This window comes from Massilia sp. P2_C2 (assembly GCF_056404615.1).
On sequence record NZ_JBFUDR010000228.1, the window covers coordinates 1 to 10,679 of the forward strand.

The following is a 10,679-nucleotide window of genomic DNA, read 5'->3' on the forward strand; positions in this document are numbered from 1 at the left end:
CCGCGCAGCCGGCGCGTGCCCTCGTGACCGACCTGAACCGCCTGGCGGGCGAACAGCGCCAGGTGCAGGCGCAACTGGCCGCCGGCGAGCACGACCTGGCACGCGCCCTCGAGGCCCAGCAACAGGCTGCGCGCGGCCTGATGGAAGCCGAGCGCAAGCTGGAAGCGGCCGAGGATGCGCAGCGCGCCGCCGCACCGCAGCTCGATCGCGCGAAAGCCCTCGACGCCACGCTGGACGCACTGGCGCCCGCGCACGCCAAGGCGCGCGCGGCGCGCGACGGCGTCCACGCGGAATCCACGCAGGCCCGCGCCGCCCTGCAGGCGAAGACGGAGGAGCTCGAAACGAGCCGGCGCGCCTTGCACGACACCGGCACATGGCTTGCCGCCCAACGCGCCCAGGAAACGCTGGCCACGCAATGGACACGCTGGGACCAGCGCCTGGCCCAGGCCGAACAGGCCGCGCGCCAGGACGCCGCCAGCGTCCAGGCCCTGGCCGCGGCCCGGACCGGCGCCGAGCAGGCCGCCGCATCGGCCCAGCGTACGGCGCATGCGCTGGCCGCGTCGGTCGAACTGCTCGACGTGCGCGAAGCCGCGCGCCGGCAGGCGGCAGCCAGCCTCGACGCCATCGACGCCGACGCCTTGCGCGTGGAACGACGCACCCTCGACCAGCGCCGCGAGCACCTCGCCTCGCTCGACCACACCTGGCAGGCCCTGCGCACGCATCGCGGCCGCCTGGCCGACCTGGATGCGCAGGCCGCCCAGGCCACGCAGGCGCGTACCGCGGCCCAGGAAGGACTCGAGGCGGCGCGGGCCGCCGGCGGCGCGCTGGATACCGCCGTCGCCCAGGCCGAACGCATGCTGAAAGCGGCCCAGCTGGCCTGCGCCGACGGCGTCGAAAAGCTGCGCGCCACGCTCGTGGACGAGGAGCCCTGCCCCGTCTGCGGCGGCACGGAACATCCCTATCGCCACCAGGACGACCGGCTGCACGCCGTGCTGGACAACCTGTCGGCCGAACTGGCCGCGCGCCGCGCCGAACAGCGCGCCAGCGTCGACCGGCAGGCCGCCCAGCGCGCCGCCTTCGACGCGGCCGGCGAACGGCTGGCGGCACTGGCGCGCGAACGCGACGGGCTCGCCGCCGCCCTCGCCCAGCTGGACGCGGAATGGGCCGACAACCCGCTCGCCGCGGAAGCGCCGGATGGCGACGACGGCCCCGATGCGCGCGGGCGCTGGCTGGCCGCCGAACTCGCCGCGCTGCGCACCGCATACGACGCACTCGAAACGCGCGACGCCGACCTGCGCCGTGCCGTGCTTGCGCGTGACGCGGCCCAGCAGGCCTGGGATCACGCCAACCGCGAACATGCGCGCCTGCTCGACGCGGCGCAAACGGCCCAGGGCACGCTGGCTCGGCTGGACGCCGAGATCGCGGCCCTGGCCGCCCGCCGCGAGGCCGCGGCCGCCGCGCTGGCCGAGGTGCTGGCGGAGCTGGATCCCGTACTGGCCGAAGCCTGCGGCGACGGCTGGCAGATGCACTGGCAGCGCGACCCGGCCGGCTGGCGCCAGGCCCGCGCGCACGACGCCCGCGAATGGAATGAACAGGCCGCGCGCCAGGCGAGGCTGCAAGGCGCCATCGGCACCCTCGACGCGGAACACGCCGCGCTGGCGGCGCGCGTGGAGAACGCGGGCCAGCGCCTGGTCGACGCCGACGCCGAATTCGCGCGCATCGACGCCGAACAGGCCGCATGCCGCGCCGAGCGCGCGAACCTGTTCGAAGGCCGCGCCGCGCGCGACGTCGAGCAGGTGCTGGGAGCCGCCGTCGCTGCCGCGCGCCAGGCGCTGAACGCCTGCCAGGCCGCGAGCCTGCAGGCGGCCCAGGCGGAGGCGCGCGTGCGCGAAGCCCAGGCCCGGGCCGCTGGCCGCATCGCGGACCTGCAGGGCGAGCTGGCCGACGCCGGCGAGCGCCTGGCGCAATGGATTCTGGATTTCGACGGCAGCGACCCGGCCCTGGAAAGCGTGGCCAACGAACAGCAGCTGGCCGCCCTGCTCCAGGTCGGTGCCGGCTGGATCGCCCAGGAACGCGCCGCGCTGCAGGAACTGGACACGGCCGTACGCCAGGCGACGGCCGTGCTGGCCGAGCGCCGCGCCCAGCGCGAGCAGCACGAGCAGCTGCGCGAGGACGTCGTGGCCGATCCCGCAGGAACGGATGTCCCGGCGCGCGCCGCGTTGCACACACAAGGGCACGCGACCGACGAGACACCCGCGCCGGACGGCACGCGGGAGCCGGGCCCGGAATCCGCCCAGGCACCGGACCAGGCACCGGACCAGGCACCGGACCAGGCACCTGAGCGGGCGATCGCGCAGGACGCCGACATGATCGCCGCAGCGCTGCGCCGCGCCCAGTCCGAGCGCGACGCGGCCCACGAGCGCGCCGCCGGACTGGCCATGCGCATCCGCGAGGACGAACAGCGGCGCGAGCGGGCCCGCTCGATGATGGCCGAGATCGAGCGCCAGCGCGCCATCGAGGAACGGTGGGCGAAGCTGGCGGAGCTGATCGGCTCGGCGGACGGCAAGAAATTCCGCAATTACGCCCAGCAGTTCACGCTCGACGTGCTGCTCGGCTATGCCAACACGCACCTCGCCCAGCTGGCACGACGCTACCGGCTGGAACGCGTCGTCAGCATGGCCGGTCCGTCGCTGGCGCTGATGGTACGCGACCAGGACATGGGCGGCGAAGTGCGTTCGGTGAATTCGCTGTCCGGCGGCGAATCGTTCCTCGTCTCGCTGGCGCTCGCGCTGGGCCTGGCGTCGCTGTCGTCGAACCGCGTGAAGGTGGAATCGCTGTTCATCGACGAAGGTTTCGGCAGCCTGGACAGCGACACGCTGGGCGTGGCGATGGATGCGCTGGACGCGCTGCAGTCGCTCGGCCGCAAGGTGGGCGTGATCTCGCACGTGCAGGAGATGACGGAGCGGATCGCGACCAAGGTCCTCGTGCGGCCATCCGGTGGCGGCAGCAGTGCAATCACCGTCCAGTGAGCGGTGCAATGCGCTGTGCGAATGCTAAAATGCGCCCCTTCCATTGACCCGTCTCCCCGCTGACATCATGTCCAAACCCGCCCGCTTCCTGACCTTCAAGTGCGCCAAATGCGCCAAGCCGGTCAAGGTCACCCTGCAAAAAGTATCCGCCTGCTCGCACATCCAGCCCTACCAGGGCATCTGCGAATGCGGCGAGATCAAGCGCCACGCGACCGGCAATCCGGATGCCGTGAAATCCTTCGTCGAGTCGAACGAACTCCACTGGCATCACCATCACTGATCGGGAGCGGCGATGACGACTCCCGACGGCACGGCGCGCATCCACTGGATCGAGCACGGCACGGAACACTCGGCGCAATGGCGCTCGGAAAGCGGATGGCCGGCCCCGAAGAAAGTCGTGCTGGCCGACGACACGATGAACGCCGACACGGCCTGGCGCCTCGCGCTGGACGGCACGGCGCTGCTGTGGCGCGGCGACTTCCAGAATGCGCGCCAGCTGCTGCAGGCGCTCGTGCGCCGCGTCGACCACAAAGGCCCGCGGGCCCGGCGCGGCAAGGCCGGCAAGCCGGCGGCATCGCTGACCGAACAGTTCCACCGCCACCGTCTCGCGCAATTGCAGCGCGCACGCACCCTGGCGATGCTCCTGATCCCGTTCGACGCGCACCACGGCATTCCGCTGCGGCGCGCGCCGGATGTGCACGAGGCCTGCACCGAAGCCTATGGTCCGGCCTTGGCCCCGTATGTCGCGTCGCTGCGCGAACTGCTGGGCGTGATCGGCGCGCATGAGTGGCGCCGCAAGGGCGTGTTCATTCCCACCCTCGACGAACGCATCCATCCCTGGTACGGCGTGTTCTCGCCCGTGCGCGGCGAATACGTCGAACTGGTGGCGCAGGCGCCGCTGCCGGCGGGTGCAAAGGTCGCCTTCGACATCGGTGCCGGTACCGGCGTGCTGTCGGCCGTGCTGGCGCACCGCGGGCTGCAGGGCGTGCTCGCCACCGACATGGACGAGCGCGCCCTTGGCTGCGCCCGCGCCAATCTCGAACGCCTGGGCCTCACGGGCCAGGTCGAAGTCGTGCGCGCCGACCTGTATCCCGAGGGCAGCGCCGACCTCGTCGTGTGCAATCCGCCCTGGCTGCCGGGCAAGCCGAGTTCGGCCATCGAACACGCCGTGTACGATCCGGACAGCCGCATGCTCAAGGGTTTCCTCGCGGGCCTGAAGGCGCACCTGCGCGACGGCGGCGAGGGCTGGCTCATCCTGTCGGACCTGGCCGAACACCTGGGTCTGCGTTCACGCGATCAATTGCTCGGCTGGATAACCAACGCCGGCCTGGACGTCGTCGGCCGGCACGACATCCGCCCGACGCATCCGAAGGCCAGCGATCCCGACGACCCGCTGGCGACGGCCCGCATGGCCGAAGTGACATCACTGTGGCGGCTGCGCCCGGCATAAGTCGGCATGTCGATTTGCGCTTCGGCGCCGATCCGGTTACAATAGCGTTCTCAGACGCGGGGTGGAGCAGTCTGGCAGCTCGTCGGGCTCATAACCCGAAGGTCACAGGTTCAAATCCTGTCCCCGCAACCAAATACCGTAACAAAAGCCCGACTCTTGCAGCCGGGCTTTTGTTTTCTGGGCCAGCGCAGCGCATGAGAGACAAGAAAGACAACGCGACCTTCGACCTGCCCGGCTTCGAGCCGGCGCCGCACGACGATGCCGTTGTCCTTGCTCCTGCCACCGACCCGACACCGACGAAGCGCACCCGCACGCGCCGTGCGGCGCAGAAGCAGGAACAGCTGATGCTGCTGGACCTGGAAAAAACGGATGCGACCGGCCTGCCGGTCTGGAAACACGATCCCGACCTGGACCTGACCGGCTTGCCGATCTGGAAGCCGGCAGCCTGACCAGGCCGGGTGCGGCAATAAACAGCAGCCAACGAACCCCATGTCCGACACCGCCTTTTCCTCGCTGCCGCTCGCGGCCCCCTTCCTGGCCAACCTCGACCAGCTCGGCTACAAACAGATGACGCCCGTGCAGGCCGCCACCTTGCCGCTCGCGCTCGAAGGCCGCGACCTGATCGCGCAGGCGAAGACGGGCAGCGGCAAGACGGCCGCGTTCGGCATCGGCATGCTGCTGAAACTGAATCCGACACTGTTCGCCGTGCAAGGTCTCGTCATGTGCCCGACGCGCGAACTGGCCGACCAGGTCGCGGGCGAGTTGCGCCGGCTGGCGCGCGGCATCGGCAACGTCAAGGTCGTCGTGCTGACGGGCGGTATCTCGATGCGTCCGCAGATCGCCAGCCTGGAATTCGGTGCCCACATCGTCGTCGGCACGCCGGGCCGCATCCGCGACCACCTGCAGCGCCGCACGCTCGATCTCGCCCGCCTGCGCACTCTCGTGCTGGACGAGGCCGACCGCATGACGGACATGGGGTTCTACGATGAGATCGCGGCCATCGTGCGCGCCTGCCCGCCGCACCGGCAGACCCTGCTGTTCTCGGCAACCTATCCGGACGACATCCGCGCCGCCACCGCCCGCTTCCTGCACGATCCGCTCGAGGTCGCCGTCGACACGGCACACGCGCCGGCGCGAATCGACCAGCGCTTCTACGAGATCGGCTTCGACGGCCGCGTGGACGCCGTCGCCCGGCTGCTCCGGCACCACCGCCCCGGTTCCGCGATCGCGTTCTGCAACACGAAGGCACGCTGTCGCGAGGTGGCCGACGCCCTGCGCGAACGCGGCTTTTCCGCGCTCGCGCTGTACGGCGAGATGGAGCAGCGCGAGCGCGACGAGACGCTCGTGCGCTTCGCCAACCGCAGTTGCGCCGTGCTCGTCGCCACCGACGTGGCCGCGCGCGGTATCGACATCGCCGGGCTGGAAGCCGTGATCAACGTGGACGTGTCGAAGGATCCGGAAGTGCACGTGCACCGCGTCGGCCGCACGGGACGCGCCGGGGCGACCGGCCTCGCGCTGGCGCTGTGCGCGCCGAACGAGAAGCGCTGGGTCCGGCTGATCGAGGAAGCGCAGGGTTTCACGGCCGAGTGGCATGCGCTCGATGCGCTCGCGGACGACGATGGTCCGGCCGAGCCGGCCGCGATGGTCACGCTGTGCGTGCTAGGCGGCAAGAAGGACAAGTTGCGCCCAGGCGACCTGCTGGGAGCCCTGACCGGCGACGCGGGTCTCGTCAAGGACCAGGTCGGCAAGATCCACATCTTCGAATTCATCAGCTACGTGGCGCTGGACCGCCGGGTCGCGCAACAGGCGTTCGAACGATTGAATAACGGCAATCCGATGGGCCCGGAGTTCGGCACGATCAAGGGCCGCCATTTCAAGATGCGTTTCATCGAGGACTGAGGACGGCGCACGTCTTGTAACACTTGTAACAGGCGCGCACGGTTGAGTTTATGCGGGGCGTATCGCCGGCAAATCTGGCATCATTTTGTCAAGCCTACGCCTTAGCAAAATGACCAGCCAAACTTCCATCGGACCGGAACAGCAGCACCTCGAAGGCCGCAGCGTCAGGGACATCGTCGAGTACAGTCCCGAACAGGTCAACGAAGCCTGGTGCCGCAAGATCTTCCGCCAGATCCTGCAGTCGCTCGAACTGCAGTACGCGATGCACATGCCGCATCGCGCCATCACGCCCGACACGATCGTATTCCACGACAATGGCGAGCCCCTGCTGATTCCCCTCGACGTGAGCCCGGAGGAAGCGCGCGAATCCGAAGATCTGAACGCGCTGGCCCGCGTCGTCCACTACGCGATCACGTGCGAACTCGCCCCCGCCGGCCCGCTCGAAGGCCGGGTCGAAGGCTATAGCGACTCGCTGGTCAAGGCCGTGGACCGCTGCATGGATCCCGATCCGGCGCGCCACCCCCAAAGCATCGAGGAATTGCGCGAGCTGCTCGGCATCGTCCCGCCCGTCGGCGCCGCGGTGGTGTCGCACATGATGCCGCTCTTCGACGACGAGACGGCCGACGTGGCCGACGTGGCGGACGTCGCGGACGTGGCCGACGATCCACCGCATCACGCATCCGACGCCGCGCCCACCGTCGCGCATCCGCCAGGCGGAACAGACCATCCCGCTTTCACGCAGAAGGACGAGCAGCCGGACCACGAAAGGCCGGGCCACGAAAGGCCGGGCCACGAGCGGCCGGGCCGCGGCATCAACCTGAACCGCCGGCAACGCTGGGCCATCGCGGCCGGCGGCGCCGTCCTCGTCGCGCTGGTGCTGGCGATGTTCGCCGAGATGCGCGACTCCGGCTCGTTCGACCACATCGTGCTGACCCTGCCGCAACGGGCAGATGGCCCGCAAAGCCAGCGCGCGGTCAGTGCCCCGGCGCTGCCGGTCCCGACGTATATCACGGACGATCCCCCCAGTGCGACGGCGGCCGCATCGACGACTGCGCCGCCCGCCACCGCTCCGGCCGGCGCGCCCGCCGAGGCCCCTGTAACCGTCGTCGCGGAAACGAATCCATCGCCGCCCGCCGACGCACCTGCCCGCCCCGCGACGGACGCGCACCTGCCAGGCGTCGTCGTGACACCGGAAGGCAACGTCTACAAGCTGAAGATCCACCCGTGGGGCGTCGTTTACGTGGACGGCGTCGACCGCGGCGTGAGTCCACCCGTCAAGCGGCTCACGCTGGCACCGGGCCGCCACACGATCCGCATCACGAACCCGAATTTCCACGACCGCGTGCTCGATATCGACACGGCGAGCGCCGGCGGCCAGATCGCCGTCGACTTCAACGACGCCGCCCGATGACCCCGCCACCCGACCGGAGACTGATGAATAACCGGAGACAGATGAATAGCCCTGCCCGCCTCTTCGCCCACGCCGTCGTGCTGGCCGCCATGACCGCCCTGCTCGGCGGCTGCGCCAACTCTCCCTTGTTCAACAAGAAACCTGCGCGCAGCCCCAGTCATCCGAAAGCGGCCACGACGGCGGAACCGGAGACGCCGGCCGTGCGCGAGGCGCCGCCCCGTCCGAAGGAACGTCCGCGCGAGCGCGACGATACGCCCGCGTCGAGCAACGGTCTGCAGGAAGGCATCCGGCTGTACAACGACGGCGACTACAATGGCGCGATCAAGCGCCTGTCCGCGCGCGACGTCAACAACGGCCCCCTGTCGACACGCCTCACGGCATTGAAATACATGGCGTTCAGCTATTGCGTCACGTCGCGGCCCGGCCCCTGCCGCCAGGCGTTCGAGCGTGCGCTGCGCCTCGACCCATCGTTCGACCTCGCGCCGGGCGAACACGGCCATCCGCTGTGGGGTCCCGTATTCACCAGGGCCAAGCAGGCGACTGCGCCGCGCTGACGGCTGATCAGGGTTTCGGATTGACGGTAAAACGGACGAAAAAAAACGCTGCCCGATGGACAGCGTTCTTTCGCGAAGCGGAGGCTTCTTAGTTGCGCACGACGCGCTTGTACTCGGCGGTACGGGTGTCGATCTCGATGGTGTCGTCCTGGTTGACGAACAGCGGCACCTGGATGGTGAACTGCTTGCCTTCGATGGCGTTCTCGATCTTGGCTTCCTTCAGCACGTTACCCGAGGTGTTGCCCTTGACGGCCGGTTCCGTGTAGACGATCTGGCGTGCGATCGTGATCGGCAGTTCGACCGAGATGGCCTTGCCGTCGTAGAACACGGCTTCGCATTCCATACCGTCTTTCAGGTAGTTGACGGCTTCGCCCATGTTCTCTTCTTCGATCTCGTACTGGTTGTACTCTTCATCCATGAAGACGTACAGCGGATCGGCGAAGTAAGAATAGGTCACCGGCTTCTTGTCCAGGATGACGACGTCGAACTTGTCGTCGCCGCGGAACACGTTTTCCAGCGGAGCGTTGGTGAGAAGATTCTTCATCTTCCACTTGTACGTGAAGCCCGTGCGGCTCGAGCCGTTGACGTCGGAGCGCAGCACGATGAACGGCTTGTCATCAACCATGATGATGTTGCCAACACGGATTTCTTTTGCGGGTTTCATAGGAGGTTTTAACCTAAAAATGAGTTGCAGTAATCAAGCATGATACCATGTTCCTCGCCCGCCGCCTACCGCAGCAACCGGGCGAATTCCAGCAGGTTGCTCACCAGGTCGCCATTCGCCAACATCTCGGTCTCCCACCCGGCATTGCGCCGGGCGATGGTCGGCAAATCGGCTTGCAGGGATGTCCACAGGCCCCGCCAATCGGCCGGCGCCTCGTCGCCCGCGTCATTCCAGCGCAGGGAAAAATCGATCAGGCTGGCGAGATTCGCTGCGTACTTGTGCAGGAACGCGCGGAGTTTAACATGGTGCAAATTTTCATCTTGCGGATAAATGTGCCAGACGAACGGACGCCCCGCCCATTGCGCGCGCACCCAGGAATCCTCGCCGCGGACGAAGTTCAGGTCGCACGCCCACAGCAGGCGGTCGTAGTCGTCCTGTGACAGGAACGGGATCACGCGCAGCGTCAGGTTACCGCGCGTGGCAAACGCGCCGGGCTCGGGATCGGTGCCGAGGAATGCCGCCACCAGGTCCCGCGCCACACCCTGCGGCACAAGACAGGTCACCTGCCGGTCGCCGTCGCGCCAGACGGCGAAGATCTCGGCCAGCGGCGCTTGCGGATAGCAGAACAGGCTGACGGTCAATGCCGCCATCTCGTCCTGCGTGACGCCCAGCCGTGCCAGGAAATCGCGCCGCGCCACCGGGTCGGCCAGGAAGCAGTCGCGCGCATCGAGCAGGCCGCGCTCGCGCAGCAGGCCGCCCGTCTTGTCCGTGAAGCCGGGGAAAAAGAAGTGTTTCGTCAGCTTCAGGCGCGGATGCATCGACGGCAGCGTATGGCAACCCTCGACCCATTCTTCGGCACTGAGGCCCTCGTAATTGATCCATACGGGCCGCGGTTCGCACTGCGCCATCGCCGCGACATAGCCCGGCGGGATGTCGACGCCGAAGAATTCGATCACGATGTCGGCGACGTCCGCGGGTGCGAACACGCCGTCCTGATCGGCCCAGTGCACGATGCGCACGCCGTCCACGACCTGCGCGGCCGCATCGGCGGCGACCTTCGGCCAGATGCGGCGGAAGCTGGCAAGGTCGTCGACCCACAAGGTCACCGCGATGCCGTGTTCGTGCCGCAACTGGCGCGCGAGGCGCCAGCAGATGCCGATGTCGCCGAAGTTGTCGACCACCTTGCAGAAGATGGCGAGTGTCGTGGGACGTTGATCGTTGTGCATGGTTGCGTGGACCCAAAGAAAAACCGGAGCACCTTTCCGCATGCGCGGGTGGTCTGCTCCGGTCTTTGACTGGCGTCCCCACGGGGATTCGAACCCCGGTACTCACCGTGAAAGGGTGATGTCCTAGGCCTCTAGACGATGGGGACCTGAACTTCCTTACTGCTTTGTAACCTTGGTGGAGGTAAGCGGGATCGAACCGCTGACCTCTTGCATGCCATGCAAGCGCTCTCCCAGCTGAGCTATACCCCCAAAACAAAAGCCGCTCAAGGCGGCTTCCTTGCACAACCTGCTATTCTCCCGGGGTCAGAGCCCAACCGATAAGTTCGGGCTCTGACCCCGGCAAATAAAATTCTTGGCGTCCCCACGGGGATTCGAACCCCGGTACTCACCGTGAAAGGGTGATGTCCTAGGCCTCTAGACGATGGGGACCCTGGACTGTTACCGAC

Annotated in this window: 9 protein-coding genes and 4 tRNA genes; 8 read left to right on the plus strand and 5 right to left on the minus strand. The window is 68.1% G+C overall.

Features of this window, described 5'->3' with window-relative positions:
* The 8 genes from AC1DYX_RS22155 to AC1DYX_RS22190 form a co-directional block, all read left to right on the plus strand.
* On the plus strand, positions 1-3,029 hold a 3,029-nt coding region (locus AC1DYX_RS22155), incomplete at its 5' end, for an SbcC/MukB-like Walker B domain-containing protein (protein WP_477262840.1).
* 67 nt (positions 3,030-3,096) lie between these two features.
* A complete protein-coding gene (locus AC1DYX_RS22160; RefSeq protein ID WP_477262842.1) occupies positions 3,097-3,309 on the plus strand; it encodes a hypothetical protein in 213 nt (70 codons plus the stop codon).
* Positions 3,310-3,321: 12 nt separating this feature from the next.
* Positions 3,322-4,479, plus strand: coding sequence for a methyltransferase (locus AC1DYX_RS22165; RefSeq protein WP_477262844.1), 1,158 nt, complete (start codon positions 3,322-3,324; stop codon positions 4,477-4,479).
* A 55-nt stretch (positions 4,480-4,534) separates the two neighbouring features.
* A tRNA-Met gene (locus AC1DYX_RS22170) sits at positions 4,535-4,611 on the plus strand.
* Between the two features lie 62 nt (positions 4,612-4,673).
* Positions 4,674-4,928, plus strand: coding sequence for a hypothetical protein (locus AC1DYX_RS22175; RefSeq protein ID WP_477262846.1), 255 nt, complete (start codon positions 4,674-4,676; stop codon positions 4,926-4,928).
* Positions 4,929-4,968: 40 nt separating this feature from the next.
* Entirely contained in the window at positions 4,969-6,378 is a 1,410-nt protein-coding gene (dbpA, locus tag AC1DYX_RS22180) for an ATP-dependent RNA helicase DbpA (RefSeq protein WP_477262848.1), read from the plus strand.
* A 109-nt stretch (positions 6,379-6,487) separates the two neighbouring features.
* Positions 6,488-7,789, plus strand: coding sequence for a serine/threonine-protein kinase (locus AC1DYX_RS22185; protein ID WP_477262850.1), 1,302 nt, complete (start codon positions 6,488-6,490; stop codon positions 7,787-7,789).
* A gap of 41 nt (positions 7,790-7,830) precedes the next feature.
* Positions 7,831-8,343, plus strand: coding sequence for a TssQ family T6SS-associated lipoprotein (locus tag AC1DYX_RS22190; protein ID WP_477262852.1), 513 nt, complete (start codon positions 7,831-7,833; stop codon positions 8,341-8,343).
* Between the two features lie 88 nt (positions 8,344-8,431).
* Here AC1DYX_RS22190 and AC1DYX_RS22195 read toward each other — a convergent pair whose 3' ends face one another.
* From AC1DYX_RS22195 to AC1DYX_RS22215, 5 genes are all read right to left on the minus strand, one after another.
* A complete protein-coding gene (locus AC1DYX_RS22195; protein WP_477262854.1) occupies positions 8,432-9,007 on the minus strand; it encodes an elongation factor P in 576 nt (191 codons plus the stop codon).
* A gap of 65 nt (positions 9,008-9,072) precedes the next feature.
* Entirely contained in the window at positions 9,073-10,233 is a 1,161-nt protein-coding gene (earP, locus tag AC1DYX_RS22200) for an elongation factor P maturation arginine rhamnosyltransferase EarP (RefSeq protein ID WP_477262856.1), read from the minus strand.
* A gap of 70 nt (positions 10,234-10,303) precedes the next feature.
* Positions 10,304-10,379 (minus strand) — tRNA-Glu (locus AC1DYX_RS22205).
* Positions 10,380-10,406: 27 nt separating this feature from the next.
* A tRNA-Ala gene (locus tag AC1DYX_RS22210) sits at positions 10,407-10,482 on the minus strand.
* Between the two features lie 104 nt (positions 10,483-10,586).
* Positions 10,587-10,662: transfer RNA gene (locus tag AC1DYX_RS22215), tRNA-Glu, on the minus strand.
* Positions 10,663-10,679 lie beyond the last annotated feature (17 nt).